This window comes from Mycobacterium sp. NGS61, assembly GCF_059812325.1.
This window is the reverse complement of the sequence record NZ_JCALCL010000010.1, coordinates 89740-102412: the sequence shown is the minus strand read 5'-3', so window position 1 is coordinate 102412 and position 12673 is coordinate 89740. Positions and strand designations below refer to the sequence as shown.

Here is a 12673-nt window from a genome sequence, read left to right as displayed (position 1 = left end):
TTATCGCACGCCGATCCGCGGATCGAGTAGCTCATCCACGCCGTCGGGCACGAAGGCCGGGTCGTGGCCCAGGTCGATCTGCTTGTTCGCCCCGTCGACGAATACGATCCGCGGCTGGTAGGCGCGCGCCTCGGCATCCTCCATGGCTCCGTAGGCGATCAGGATCACCAGATCGCCCGGGTGGACGAGATGTGCTGCGGCACCGTTGATTCCGATTATCCCACTACCGCGTTCACCGGTGATCGCGTAGGTCACCAGCCGGGCGCCGTTGTCGATGTCGACGATGGTGACCTGTTCACCTTCGAGCAGGTCGGCGGCATCCATCAGATCTGCGTCGATGGTCACCGATCCGACGTAGTGCAAGTCGGCCTGGGTAACGGTGGCGCGGTGGATCTTCGACTTCAGCATCGTCCGTAACATCAGTTCCTCCAATGTGATTCGTCCGACCCAGCGGTGTCGGCGACATTTCCGATTTGAATTGCAACGTTGTCCAGCAGGCGGGTGGCGCCCAGCCGCGCCGCGATCAGCAGCCGGCCGGATCCGCCGGTGGGTACCGGGCCCAGCTCGGTGTCGCGCAGTTGCAGGTAGTCGACCTGCAGGCCGGATGTCGCGTCGAGCACCGCCTGTGCCGCGTCCAGCGCGGCCTGCGCACCGAACGTCGCGGCGTGTGCCCCGGCCGTCAGGGCCGACGAAAGTGCCACCGCGAGTTCACGTTGCGCCGGGTCGAGGTAGCGGTTGCGCGACGACATCGCCAGCCCGTCGGATTCGCGCACCGTGGGCACTCCGACCACCCGCACATCCAGATTCAGGTCGGCGACCATCTGCCGGACCAGGACCAGCTGTTGATAGTCCTTCTCGCCGAAGAAAATCCGATCGGGACGCACGATCTGCAGCAGTTTCACCACGACGGTCAGCATCCCAGCGAAGTGCGTTGGGCGCGAGGCGCCCTCGAGCTCGGCGGCGAGCGGACCGGGCTGCACGGTGGTGCGCATGCCGTCGGGGTACATGGCCGCGGCGGTCGGTGCGAACACGATCTCGACGCCTTCCTCCCGCAACATCGCGATGTCCTGGTCGAGGGTGCGCGGGTAGGCGTCGAGGTCTTCGTTGGCACCGAACTGCAACGGGTTGACGAAAATCGACACCACCACCACCGAGCCCGGCACCCGCTTGGCGGCGCGTACCAGCGTCAGGTGGCCGTCATGCAGGGCTCCCATGGTGGGCACCAACATGACTCGACGGCCGGTATGCCGCAGCGCCCGGGTGACCTCAGAGACCTCGCGCGGGACGGCGTACACGTTCAGCCGGCCGCGGTCGAACGTCGGCGCCTTGCCGGCGGTCATCGCGCCAGCACCTCGACGACGTCGGTGGGGGCATGGGCACGCTGCGCGGTGCGCAGCGCATTCACCCGGTACGCCTGGGCGAGGTGCGGATCCGCGCCTTCCAGCGCGCGCAGATGCCCGGCGACGGCGGCGGCGTCCCCGCGGGCGACCGGCCCGGTGAGTGCGGCCTGTCCGCGTTGCAGGGTGTTTTCCAGGGCCGCGCGGGCCAACGGTCCGACGATGCGCTCGGCGATGCCACCCGGCTGGTTCTCCACGGGCTGCTGCCCCAGCAGTTCGCCGCCGCGGATCGCGGCCCGCAGCGCCTCCAGCGCGTCGGCCAGCACCGTGACCAGGTGGTTGGAGGCGTGGGCCAGCGCGGCGTGATAGAGAACACGGGCGTCCTCGCGCACACTGAACGGCTCGCCACCCATTTCCAGCACCAGCGACTGCCCGATGGCGTAGCCGACGTCGTCGGCCGCGGTGATGCCGAAGCAGGTGTCGGCCAACCGGGCGATGTCCTCATCGGCGCCGGTGAAGGTCATCGCCGGATGAATCGCCAGCGGAATGCAGCCCTGCTCGCTCAGCGGGGACAGGACCGCGACGCCGTTGGCGCCGGAGGTGTGCGCCACGATGGTCCCGGGCCGCACCGCCGAGGTGGCCGCCAGGCCGGACACCAGGCCGGGCAGTTCGCTGTCGGTGACCGCCAGCACCAGCAGCTCAGCGGCGGCTGCGACGTCGGGCGGCGGCAGGACCGGGGTGTCGGGCAGCCGACGCTGTGCCCGGAGCAACGATGCGCGGGAGATGGCGCTGCACGCGACCACGACGTGATCGGCGCGCTCCAGCGCGACTCCCAGTGCGGTGCCCACCCGGCCGGCGGAGATGATCCCCACCTTGAGCCTGGCCGGGCGCAAACCGTCGAACTGCACCATCGCAGACGACCTCACAGATGTCTTTGTTCGTTCCAGTCCCGCAATTCGGGTACCGGACGGTCACCAAGACTCTAGTCGATCCGCCGGACGCAGCACAGCGTGTCAGCCGTCACGCCGCCGCCGGCGCCCACCGCCCGGCTGGACCTGGAGCCGCGCCATCAGGTCTGCGACCGTCTGCCCACCCGCCGGCTCCTCCGGGACATCGGACGCGTCGGCGTCGGCGCTGCGATGCCTGGATGCCGGGGGGGCGGGCGCCAACCGCGGGGACGCAGGCTCGGCCGGCGCGACGGACTCGTCCGGTCCGGAATCCTCGGTCCGGGCGAAGCTGCCGACCCCGTGGTCCCGGTACTCCGCGGAGTGCCGCGACCGGGACCGACGACCGCCGTACTGGGACGGTGCCTCGCCGTGAGCGCCGGCGGGCTCGTCCTCGGCATCCCGGTAGCGCCTTCTGCGGCCCGATTGTCCGGGCGGGGCCGGGTCGGAGGGTGCCCACCGACTGCCGGGTGTCCCGGGTGGCAGCCACTGCCCTTCGGCGGCGACGGGCTGCCATTCGGCCGGACGCTCCGGCCGCGGCTCCGGCGACAAAGGTGCAGGTGGCGGCGTCTGCGGCTGCGGCCACGCCGCCGGCGGCTGCGGCCACGCCGGCTGTTGCGGAGCCTGTGGCGGCGGGCGGTGGCGTGGTTCGGCGGGCGTTTCCGGGGGTGCCGGGGCTGCGAACTGCGGCACCGGCGCGGGTTGCTCGCGCACCGGCGCGGGCGGGCGGGGCGGCAGCAGCGGTTCCTCCGGTACATCGATGATGGCGGTGTCGTCGCTGCGCACGATCCGGTCGTCCCGCCGCACCGCCGTCACCCGATCACTGGTCACCCAGTCCGCGGGGGGGATTTCGCCGTTCTGGGCGGGGGCCCGGTCCGTCAACGCACGGGTGCCGTCCCTGCCCAGGGTCTCCAGCGCCGGCCGCTGTTCGAGATCGGTGTCGAACAGAATCTCCAGGTTGGTGCGCAACGAAGCCAGTTCGGCCCGCAGCGCCGCAATCTCGTCGGCGGCCTGCGCATGTATCTCCGCGGCCAGCTCCCGGCGCAACTGGGATTCCACCGTCAGTTCGTACTCACGACGAGCGGAGATCTCGCGATCCAACTGCAGGTCGTAAACCAGCTTCATGTCGCGGGCGCGTGCCTGGTCGGCCTCGGCCTGCCGGCGATACAGCACCGACACGAACGCACCGGCGACGGCGGCCCACAGCGCCAGGATCACAGCGAGCTTGAGCAGTTCCACGCGATCGGTGAAAACCAGCGCGGAACTGGCCCCGATAGCCAGGACCAGCAACGCCGTCAAGAGCACCCAACCCGGCCTGCGGCCGCCGCGCCGGACTCGGGCGCCGCGGGACAGAACGGTCATGGCCAGAAACTGTACCCGGGCGAGGTCAGTCAGCGTGTCGTGCCGGTCCGGCGATTCTCCGGCCGAGCCGACTTTCGTCAGGTTTCGACGCCCTCGCCGTGCTCGGTCGGATCCGGCGGGGACTTGCAGCAATGCTGTAGCCAGAGCGCCGCGACGATCAGGGCCAACGCGCTCACGGCGGCTACCACCGCGCCGGAGGTGTCGGCTGCGGCTGCCCGCAGCCACGACCGCCGCGGCAGGAAGTACACCAGCACGCCCAACCACCACCCCAGCACCAGCGCGCCCATCCACGCTGAGGCCTTGGCCACCACCAGGCTGCGCGCCACCGCCAGCGGGTGCAGCCAGCCTGGCGCGTCGCCGATCTCCCCGTCGTCGATCTTGGTGCGCACGTAGCGCCCCCACCGCCACTCGGCGAACGCGACCACCAGCAGCGAGATCCCCGTCCAGATCGTGATCGGCGGAAACCACCGGTAGAGCACCGTGATCAGCAGGTAGCCGACCACCGCCGCCCCGATCACCACCACGGTGAGGTCGCGCTTGCGGGTCGGGCCCATCAACGCTCCAGCTTCAGCGACGTCGGCCGCACGCCGGCCCGGTCGGCGGGCCGTAGTGCGCCGATCAACTCCGCGACGGGGCGCGAACTCCCGTCGAGCCCCAACTCGGCGCCGGGATCGACCTCCAGCCACGGAACCAGGACGAAGGCCCGCAGGTGGGCCCGCGGATGGGGCAGCGTCAACTCGCTGCTGCGGCAGTCGACTTCGCCGCCGGCATCGTGACAGGCCACCAGGTCCACGTCGAGCGTTCGCGGACCCCACCGTTGTTCGCGGATACGCTGCGCCGCCTGCTCGAGTTCGTGGGCGCAGCTCAGCCAGTCGGTCGCGGTGCGGGCCGGATCGTCGGCGACCAGCACGGCGTTGAGGAACGGGTCCTGCGGCACACCACCCCACGGGTCGGTCTCGTAGACACCGGATACCGCGGTGACCGCGTCGCCGAGTCCGTCGACCACCGATTGCAACGCGGCCACCCGGTCACCGACGTTGGAGCCGATGGACAGCACGACGCGACTCATCGGCGCGTCATACCGCTCGGTCCGCCGGGATCACCGAACCCCGACCGCCGCGACGCGACCGTCGGGTCACCACCGCGACGTCGTCGAACTGCTGCGCAATGGGAGCCTGCGGTTTGTGCACCGTCACCTCGACGGCGTGCACCCGCTCGTCCTTGATGACGTCGTCGGCGATCTCGGCTCCGACCGTTTCGATCAGGTTCCGCGGCGTGCCCCCGATCACGTCGGCAGCCAACTGGGCCAGCACGCTGTAGTCGTAGGTGTCGGCCAGGTCGTCGCCAGCGGCGGCCTGCGCCAGGTCGATCCACACGGTGATGTCGACGACGAATTCCTGCCCATCGCGCCGCTCGTGTTCGAACACACCGTGCCGGCCGCGAATCCGCAAGCCGCGCAACTCGATTCGATCAGCCATCGGGCCCGGTCCCGTTCCCGCCCTGCCAGGCACGGACCACCCGCAGGGCGTCGACCGAGGCGCGCACATCGTGCACCCGAACACCCCACGCCCCGTGCAGGGCGGCCAGCGCCGAGATCACCGCGGTCGCCGTCTCACGCCCGTCCGGCGGCCGGGGCGTTCCGTCCGGCCCGGCCAGCAACGTCCCGAGAAAGCGCTTGCGCGAGGCGCCCACCAGCACCGGCAGCCCGGTGGCGACCAACTCGGACAAGCCGTGCAACAACGCCCAATTGTGTTGACCGGTCTTGGCGAATCCCAGACCGGGATCGATCACCAAATTGGCCGGATCGACGCCGGCGGCCACGGCGTCGTCGACACTGGCCAGTAGATCCGCGCGCACGTCGGCGACCACATCGGCGTAGTCGGGGACCCGGTGCGGGTGGTCCGCCGACACCGGCCGCCAGTGCATCAAGACCCACGGCACCTGCGCTTCGGCCAGCAGCGGGGCCATCGCCGGGTCGGCCCGCCCTCCCGATACGTCGTTGACGAGCTGTGCGCCGTTCTCCAGCGCGGCCCGCGCCACGCACGCGTGCATAGTGTCGATACTGACTGTAATACCTTGTGCAGCAAGCTTTTTGACTACTGGTACCACGCGATTCGACTCGACCTCAGGGTCCACCCGCGCCGCGCCGGGCCGGGTCGACTCGCCCCCGACGTCGACGATCTGCGCACCGTCGGCGGCCAGCGCCAGGCCATGCTCGACGGCACCACCGGCGTCCAGGTAACGCCCGCCGTCGGAGAACGAGTCGTCGGTGACGTTGAGCACTCCCATCACCTGCACGGGCGCCGGACTCACTTGCGCAGGATGAGATCGAGCGCTTCGGCCCGAGAAGCGGCGTCGGTCTTGAACTGACCCCGCACCGCCGACGTCGTGGTGGTCGATCCGGGCTTGCGCACCCCGCGCATTGCCATGCACAGATGCTCGGCCTCGATCACCACGATCACCCCGCGTGGATTCAGCTTGTGCACCAGCGCGTCGGCGATCTGACTGGTGAGCCGTTCCTGGACCTGCGGGCGCTTGGCGTAGAGGTCGACCAGGCGGGCGATCTTGGACAAGCCGGTGACTCTGCCGTCCACCCCGGGGATGTAGCCGACGTGGGCCACCCCGTGAAAGGACACCAGGTGGTGTTCGCAGGTGGAGTACATCGGGATCTCTTTAACGATGACCAGTTCGTCGTGGTCCTCGTCGAACATCGCGGTCAGCACCGAGGCCGGATCGGTGTAGAGGCCGGCGAATATCTCCCGATAGGCCCGGACAACGCGAGCAGGGGTGTCCCGCAAGCCATTTCGGTCTGGGTCCTCGCCGATCGCAACGAGCAGTTCGCGAACCGCGGCCTCGGCGCGGGCCTGGTCGAATTCCCGCACCCGGGTACTCCTGGAATCCAGCTGCGTCATTGAAGCCTCCGTTATTCAGCCGTGGGCCGGCGGGTTGGACCGAGTCACGTCCTTCTCGCGCTGGTCGGACTCGGCGGGGTCCGTCTCGGTATCCGGGCTGGGATAACTGGGAGCTGGTTGTGGACGATTGGACGACTTGGGCGGCCACCCGGGGGCGTGCCAGCCGGCGGGGGCGCCGTAGTCCGGCTGGGTGCTGCCGTGCGAACCGTTGGCACCCTGAGAACCGCTGTCGCCGTTGCCCTGCGTCTCGGATTGAGCTTGTTCGGCAGCCTTGCTGGCCCGTGCGATCGCGGCCTTGAACGCCGGCTCCGGCACCGGCTGGGGCCACGGCTCGCCGCGTTCGATCGCCAGTTCCCCCGGCGTCTTGATCGGCGGTTTGTCCGACGGGATCCGGCCCCCGAAGTCGTCGAACATGGTCAGTCGGGGCCGCTTCTCGACGTCGCCGAAGATCGCCTCCAATTCGGGGCGGTGCAGGGTCTCCTTTTCCAGCAACTCGCCGGCCAGCGTGTCCAACACATCGCGGTATTCGGTGAGGATCTCCCAGGCCTCGGTGTGCGCCGCCTCGATCAGCTTGCGCACCTCCTCGTCGATGGCGCCGGCAACCTCGTGGGAGTAGTCCGGCTGGTTGCCCATGGTGCGTCCCAGGAACGGGTCGCCGTGTTCGGTGCCGTATTTCACCGCTCCCAAGCGGGCACTCATGCCGTACTCGGTGACCATCGCGCGGGCCACCTTGGTCGCCTGCTCGATGTCGGACACCGCACCGGTGGTGGGCTCCCGGAACACCAGTTCCTCGGCCGCGCGACCACCCATCGCGAACACCAGCTGGGCGATCATCTCCGAGCGGGTGCGCAGACCCTTGTCTTCCTCGGGTACCGCGACCGCGTGCCCGCCGGTGCGCCCACGGGCCAGGATCGTCACCTTGTAGACCGGGTCGATGTCCGGCATCGCCCATGCGGCCAGCGTGTGCCCGCCCTCGTGGTAGGCGGTGATCTTCTTTTCGTGCTCGCTGATGATGCGGCCCTTGCGGCGCGGGCCGCCGATGACCCGGTCGACGGCCTCTTCCAGGGCCGGGCCGGTGATGACGGTGCCGTTCTCGCGGGCGGTCAACAGCGCCGCCTCGTTGACGACGTTGGCCAGGTCGGCGCCGGTCATCCCGACGGTCCGCTTGGCCAGCCCGTCCAGGTCGGCGTCGTCGGCGATGGGCTTGCCCTTGGAGTGCACCCGCAGCACCGCGCGGCGACCGGCCAAGTCCGGGTTGGACACCGGGATCTGCCGGTCGAAGCGACCGGGCCGCAGCAGCGCCGGGTCCAGGATGTCGGGACGGTTGGTGGCCGCGATGAGGATGACGCCGGCACGGTCACCGAAGCCATCCATCTCCACCAGCAACTGGTTGAGGGTCTGCTCGCGCTCGTCGTGCCCACCGCCGAGCCCTGCGCCGCGCTGGCGGCCCACCGCGTCGATCTCGTCGACGAAAATGATGCACGGGCTGTTCTGCTTGGCCTGCTCGAAGAGATCCCGCACCCGGGACGCACCGACGCCGACGAACATCTCGACGAAGTCCGAGCCGGAGATGGTGAAGAACGGCACACCGGCTTCGCCCGCCACGGCGCGGGCCAGCAGCGTCTTGCCGGTCCCCGGCGGGCCGTAGAGCAGCACGCCTTTGGGAATCTTGGCGCCCAGCGCCTGATACCGGGACGGGTTCTGCAGGAAGTCCTTGATCTCGTAGAGTTCCTCGACCGCTTCGTCGACACCGGCGACGTCGGCGAACGTGGTCTTGGGCATGTCCTTGGACAGTTGTTTGGCCCGTGACTTGCCGAAGCCGAAGCCCATCCGGGCACCGCCCTGCATGCGGGAGAACATCACGAACAGACCCACCAGCAGCAGCAGCGGTAGCACGTAGACCAGCAGCTCGCCGAGCAGACTGCCTTCGTTGACCACGGTGCTGACCTTGGCGTTCTTGGCGGTCAGCGCCTTGAGCAGCTCGACCCCGTACCCGGCCGGGAACTTGGTGATGACCTTGTCGGAGTTCTCGGTGTCGTTGTTGCTCTTCTTCAGGGTCAGTCGCAGCTGCTGCTCGCGATCGTCGATCTGCGCGCTCGCGACGTTGTCGCTGTTGATCTGTGCCATCGCCACCGAGGTGTCGACGGGTTTGTAGCCGCGGGTGTCGTCGCTGAAATAGAAGAACAACCAGCCGAACAGCACCAATACGGCGATCACCGTAATTGTGCGGATCACGTTTCTACGGTTCATCTATCATCGGCCGGCTCGGCCAGGTCCTTCCCGATACACGCAGCTGGAAATGTCCAGGTTACCGCCCCTGGCGACAGCAAGCTCCGGCAGAGCCGGGGCGCAGCATGAACAACGAGCGGAAGTTCCCGAAAAGCGCGCCCGGCTACCGGTAATAACGCGCTTCCACCACATTGCCGTCCGGATCGGGAAAGTAGTAACCCTGCGGCGCCCATCCCTGCGCGCCGAACGAATTGTCCAGCCGCGAGCTGGTGTCGATGCCTTCGTCGCGCAGTCGCCGATCCAGGGCGTCGTATTCGTCCTTCGACATCGCCAGGCACACGTGGTTGATCCGGTGGCCGGCGCTGCCTTCGACGTTGGTCATCGCCTCGGTGCCGGAGGCGCCCTCGGCCGGTATCAGGTCGAGGATCGAATCCGCGCAGACCCGCACACTCGGGAACGGCGCCCGGCCGGCATCGAACTCTTCGAACCGGACCGGTTCCAAACCCACCACCCGGGTATAGAAGTCCATTGCCGCCAGCGGGTCCTTCGTCCACAACACCACGTGGTCCAGCCGCATCGCGCCCACCTTCATGTCGTCGCCTCTGCGGTGTCCAAACTACCCGCGGGCCTTCTCAGCCCCGGGCTGCTGTGCTTTGGTGAGACGGTGGGCTCATCAACCGAACGGTTAGTCGACACCAACGGTGTGCAGCTGCGAGTGGTCGAGGCCGGGGAGCCCGGGGCGCCCGTGGTGCTGCTGTGTCACGGCTTTCCGGAACTGGCCTACTCGTGGCGACACCAGATTCAACCGCTGGCCGATGCCGGCTACCACGTGTTGGCGCCCGATCAGCGGGGTTACGGCGGGTCGTCGCGCCCGGCGCCGATCGAGGCCTACGACATCCACCAGTTGACCGCCGACCTGGCCGGGCTGCTCGACGATGTCGGCGCCGAGCAGGCCGTGTGGGTCGGCCACGACTGGGGTGCCGCCGTGGTGTGGAACGCACCGCTGTTGCATCCCGAACGTGTCGCGGCGGTTGCTGCCCTGAGTGTTCCCGTCACGCCGCGCCCCAAGGTCGCGCCCACCCAGGCCTGGCGGCGCATGTTCGGCGACCACTTCTTCTACATCCTCTATTTTCAGCAGCCCGGCGTCGCCGATGCGGAGTTCGACGCCGATCCGGCCCGCGCCGTCCGCCGGATGATGGGCGGCCTGCGGCTTTCTGACGACCACAGTGCGGGGCTGCGCATGGTGGCGCCCGGATCCGAAGGTTTCATCGACCGGCTGCCGGAGCCCGACGGGCTGCCCGACTGGATCAACCAGGCCGAACTGGACCACTACATCAGCGAATTCGCCCGTACCGGCTTCACCGGTGGCCTGAACTGGTACCGCAATTTCGACCGTAACTGGGAGACCACACCCGAACTCGCCGGTGCCACCATCTCGGTGCCGTGCCTGTTCATCGGGGGGACGGCCGATCCGGTCCTCAGCTTCACCCGCGCCGATCGAGCCGCAGAGGTGATCACCGGCCCCTACCGCGAGGTGATGCTCGAGGGAGCCGGGCACTGGATACAGCAGGAGCGACCCGAAGCGGTGAACGAGACCCTTCTCGACTTCCTCAAAGGAGTGCAATGGTGAGTGCGCCAATGCGATTCGGTGTTTTCATCACACCGTTTCATCCCACCGGTCAATCACCCACGGTGGCACTGGAATACGACATGGAGCGGGTCGTCGCGCTGGACCGCCTGGGCTTCGACGAGGCGTGGTTCGGCGAACACCATTCCGGCGGTTACGAATTGATCTCCTGCCCGGAGGTGTTCATTGCGGCCGCCGCAGAGCGGACCAAGCACATCCGGTTGGGTACCGGTGTGGTCTCACTGCCCTATCACCATCCGCTGATGGTGGCCGACCGCTGGGTGCTGTTGGATCACCTGACCCGTGGCCGGGTGATGTTCGGCACCGGTCCCGGCGCGCTGCCGTCGGATGCCTACATGATGGGAATCGATCCGGTCGACCAGCGGCGGATGATGCAGGAATCGCTGGAGGCGATCCTGGCCTTGTTCCGCGCCGCTCCCGACGAGCGCATCGACCGGCACACCGAGTGGTTCACCCTGCGCGACGCCCAATTGCACATCCGCCCGTATACCTGGCCATATCCGGAGATATCTACGGCCGCAATGATTTCGCCGTCGGGACCGAGGTTGGCCGGCGCACTGGGCACCTCGCTGCTGTCCCTGTCGATGTCGGTACCGGGCGGGTATGCAGCTTTGGAGACAACCTGGCAGGTGGTGGTCGACCAGGCCGCCAAAGCCGGCCGCGAAGCACCCCGGCGGCGCGACTGGCGGGTGTTGAGCATCATGCACATCGCCGACACCCGGGACCAGGCGATCGAGGACTGTACGTACGGGTTGCTGGATTTCGCCGAATATTTCGGCGCCGCCGGATTCGTCCCGCTGTCCAACTCGGTCGACGGCACCCAGTCACCCCGCGAGTACGTGGCAGACTATGCGGCGCAGGGAAATTGCTGCATCGGCACGCCGGACGACGCAATCGCGCACATCGAGGATCTGCTGGAACGCTCCGGCGGGTTCGGTACATTGCTGCTGCTCGGCCACGACTGGGCGTCGCCGGCGGCGACTTTCCATTCCTATGAACTGTTCGCGCGCAGAGTTATTCCGCATTTCAAGGGACAACTCGAAGCCCCGCGGGCTTCGCACGAATGGGCCAAGGACAAGCGCGAGGAGTTGATCGGACGCGCCGGTCAGGCCGTCGTGCAGGCCATCACTCAGCACGTCGCCGAACACGACGAGACGGGCAACTGATGCGGGCATCGGTGCTGCGCGACGGGCGCATGGTCTACCGCGACGACCTGCCCGAACCGACACCGGGGCCGGGACAGGTGCTGGTCGCGGTCCGTGCGTGCGGAATCTGCGGCTCTGACCTGCATTTCGCGACCCACGGCGGCAAGGTGCTGGAAATGAGCCGCCGGGTGGCCGGCAATACGGGTGGCATGGACGTCGACCTGAGCCGGGACATCTTCATGGGCCACGAGTTCAGCGCCGAGGTGCTCGAGGCCGGTCCCGACACCGACACCCATCCGCCGGGAACACTGGTCACCTCACTGCCGGTGTTGTTGTCCGACAAGGGCGTCGAGCCGATCGTGTACAGCAACAGCACGCTCGGTGGGTATGCCGAGCGGATGCTGCTGTCGGCGCCGCTGTTGGTGCCGATCCCCAACGGTCTGGACCTCAAGCACGCGGCCCTCACCGAGCCGATGGCGGTGGGGTTGCATGCGGTGAACAAGTCCGACATCAAGGTCGACGAAGCGGCCCTGGTGCTGGGCTGCGGGCCGATCGGCATCGCGATCATCGCCGCGCTGCGCGTCCGCGGCGTGCAAAGCATTGTGGCGGCTGACTTTTCGCCCAAACGTCGCGAGCTGGCGACCCTGATGGGAGCACATCGGACGGTGGATCCGGCACAGGGCTCGCCGTTCGACGTCACGAAGGCGGTGGTGGTGTTCGAGGCCGTCGGGAGACCCGGGGTCATCGACGACGTGCTGCTCCGAGCACGGCGCGGCACGCGCCTGGTGGTGGCCGGTGTCTGCATGGAACCCGACACCATCCACCCGTTCTTCGGCACCGCCAGCGAGATCAGCATCCAGTTCTCGTTGGCCTACGACTTCGAGGAGTTCAGCGAGTCGCTGCGAGCGATCGCCGAGGGTGACATCGACGTCAGCCCCCTGATCACCGGCGAAGTCGGACTGGACGACGTCGGGGCGGCGTTCGACGACCTGGCCGACCCGGAACGGCACTGCAAGATCCTGGTTACGCCCTAGCAACCACGACGTTCCCCGGGCCTGAATGCCAAGTTGACGGACGGTGCATCCTGTCGCACGCT

Annotated in this window: 14 protein-coding genes; 3 read left to right on the top strand and 11 right to left on the bottom strand. The window is 68.2% G+C overall.

The genetic code is table 11. From position 1 onward, the window contains the following. From panD to AC5Y3Z_RS19625, 11 genes are all read right to left on the bottom strand, one after another. Nucleotides 1–420, bottom strand: a complete 420-nt coding sequence (panD, locus tag AC5Y3Z_RS19675) for an aspartate 1-decarboxylase (protein ID WP_473139855.1) — start codon at nucleotides 418–420, stop codon at nucleotides 1–3. Further along, a complete protein-coding gene (gene panC, locus AC5Y3Z_RS19670; protein WP_463828551.1) occupies nucleotides 420–1340 on the bottom strand; it encodes a pantoate--beta-alanine ligase in 921 nt (306 codons plus the stop codon). The genes panD and panC overlap by 1 nt, the downstream gene beginning before the upstream one ends. Continuing rightward, a complete protein-coding gene (locus tag AC5Y3Z_RS19665; protein ID WP_473139856.1) occupies nucleotides 1337–2248 on the bottom strand; it encodes a Rossmann-like and DUF2520 domain-containing protein in 912 nt (303 codons plus the stop codon). The genes panC and AC5Y3Z_RS19665 overlap by 4 nt, the downstream gene beginning before the upstream one ends. A 102-nt stretch (nucleotides 2249–2350) precedes the next feature. Then, complete coding sequence (locus AC5Y3Z_RS19660) at nucleotides 2351–3643, bottom strand: DUF6779 domain-containing protein (RefSeq protein WP_473139857.1); 1293 nt, start codon at nucleotides 3641–3643, stop codon at nucleotides 2351–2353. Nucleotides 3644–3720: 77 nt separating this feature from the next. Beyond that, a complete protein-coding gene (locus tag AC5Y3Z_RS19655; protein WP_463828548.1) occupies nucleotides 3721–4197 on the bottom strand; it encodes a DUF3180 domain-containing protein in 477 nt (158 codons plus the stop codon). Further along, nucleotides 4197–4712, bottom strand: coding sequence for a 2-amino-4-hydroxy-6-hydroxymethyldihydropteridine diphosphokinase (folK, locus tag AC5Y3Z_RS19650; RefSeq protein WP_473139858.1), 516 nt, complete (start codon nucleotides 4710–4712; stop codon nucleotides 4197–4199). The genes AC5Y3Z_RS19655 and folK overlap by 1 nt, the downstream gene beginning before the upstream one ends. 7 nt (nucleotides 4713–4719) lie before the next feature. Then, complete coding sequence (gene folB / locus AC5Y3Z_RS19645; protein WP_473139859.1) at nucleotides 4720–5121, bottom strand: dihydroneopterin aldolase; 402 nt, start codon at nucleotides 5119–5121, stop codon at nucleotides 4720–4722. Beyond that, nucleotides 5114–5956 (bottom strand): dihydropteroate synthase, encoded by an 843-nt coding sequence (gene folP, locus AC5Y3Z_RS19640; protein WP_463828545.1) that lies wholly within the window; start codon nucleotides 5954–5956, stop codon nucleotides 5114–5116. Before folP ends, folB begins: the two co-directional genes overlap by 8 nt. Continuing rightward, entirely contained in the window at nucleotides 5953–6555 is a 603-nt protein-coding gene (gene folE, locus AC5Y3Z_RS19635) for a GTP cyclohydrolase I FolE (protein WP_463828544.1), read from the bottom strand. Before folE ends, folP begins: the two co-directional genes overlap by 4 nt. Nucleotides 6556–6570: 15 nt before the next feature. Next, nucleotides 6571–8805, bottom strand: a complete 2235-nt coding sequence (gene ftsH, locus AC5Y3Z_RS19630) for an ATP-dependent zinc metalloprotease FtsH (protein WP_473139860.1) — start codon at nucleotides 8803–8805, stop codon at nucleotides 6571–6573. A 142-nt stretch (nucleotides 8806–8947) separates the two neighbouring features. Further along, on the bottom strand, nucleotides 8948–9361 hold the full coding sequence (locus AC5Y3Z_RS19625) for a VOC family protein (RefSeq protein WP_473139915.1): 414 nt from the start codon (nucleotides 9359–9361) through the stop codon (nucleotides 8948–8950). Between the two features lie 87 nt (nucleotides 9362–9448). On the opposite strand from AC5Y3Z_RS19625, the gene AC5Y3Z_RS19620 reads away from it, so the two are divergent. From AC5Y3Z_RS19620 to AC5Y3Z_RS19610, 3 genes are read left to right on the top strand one after another with little or no spacing between them, the layout of a single operon-like run. Next, complete coding sequence (locus AC5Y3Z_RS19620) at nucleotides 9449–10414, top strand: alpha/beta fold hydrolase (RefSeq protein ID WP_473139861.1); 966 nt, start codon at nucleotides 9449–9451, stop codon at nucleotides 10412–10414. Continuing rightward, complete coding sequence (locus tag AC5Y3Z_RS19615) at nucleotides 10411–11598, top strand: LLM class flavin-dependent oxidoreductase (RefSeq protein ID WP_473139862.1); 1188 nt, start codon at nucleotides 10411–10413, stop codon at nucleotides 11596–11598. The genes AC5Y3Z_RS19620 and AC5Y3Z_RS19615 overlap by 4 nt, the downstream gene beginning before the upstream one ends. Further along, a complete protein-coding gene (locus tag AC5Y3Z_RS19610; RefSeq protein ID WP_463828540.1) occupies nucleotides 11598–12611 on the top strand; it encodes a zinc-binding dehydrogenase in 1014 nt (337 codons plus the stop codon). Before AC5Y3Z_RS19615 ends, AC5Y3Z_RS19610 begins: the two co-directional genes overlap by 1 nt. Nucleotides 12612–12673: the final 62 nt, after the last annotated feature.

What these genes read in the sequence shown, in the direction of transcription:
- panD (WP_473139855.1), bottom strand. Translation starts at nt 420, where the DNA reads ATGTTACGGACGATGCTGAAGTCGAAGATCCACCGCGCCACCGTTACC.
- panC (WP_463828551.1), bottom strand. Translation starts at nt 1,340, where the DNA reads ATGACCGCCGGCAAGGCGCCGACGTTCGACCGCGGCCGGCTGAACGTG.
- AC5Y3Z_RS19665 (WP_473139856.1), bottom strand. Translation starts at nt 2,248, where the DNA reads ATGGTGCAGTTCGACGGTTTGCGCCCGGCCAGGCTCAAGGTGGGGATC.
- AC5Y3Z_RS19660 (WP_473139857.1), bottom strand. Translation starts at nt 3,643, where the DNA reads ATGACCGTTCTGTCCCGCGGCGCCCGAGTCCGGCGCGGCGGCCGCAGG.
- AC5Y3Z_RS19655 (WP_463828548.1), bottom strand. Translation starts at nt 4,197, where the DNA reads ATGGGCCCGACCCGCAAGCGCGACCTCACCGTGGTGGTGATCGGGGCG.
- folK (WP_473139858.1), bottom strand. Translation starts at nt 4,712, where the DNA reads ATGAGTCGCGTCGTGCTGTCCATCGGCTCCAACGTCGGTGACCGGGTG.
- folB (WP_473139859.1), bottom strand. Translation starts at nt 5,121, where the DNA reads ATGGCTGATCGAATCGAGTTGCGCGGCTTGCGGATTCGCGGCCGGCAC.
- folE (WP_463828544.1), bottom strand. Translation starts at nt 6,555, where the DNA reads ATGACGCAGCTGGATTCCAGGAGTACCCGGGTGCGGGAATTCGACCAG.
- ftsH (WP_473139860.1), bottom strand. Translation starts at nt 8,805, where the DNA reads ATGAACCGTAGAAACGTGATCCGCACAATTACGGTGATCGCCGTATTG.
- AC5Y3Z_RS19625 (WP_473139915.1), bottom strand. Translation starts at nt 9,361, where the DNA reads ATGCGGCTGGACCACGTGGTGTTGTGGACGAAGGACCCGCTGGCGGCA.
- AC5Y3Z_RS19610 (WP_463828540.1), top strand. Translation starts at nt 11,598, where the DNA reads ATGCGGGCATCGGTGCTGCGCGACGGGCGCATGGTCTACCGCGACGAC.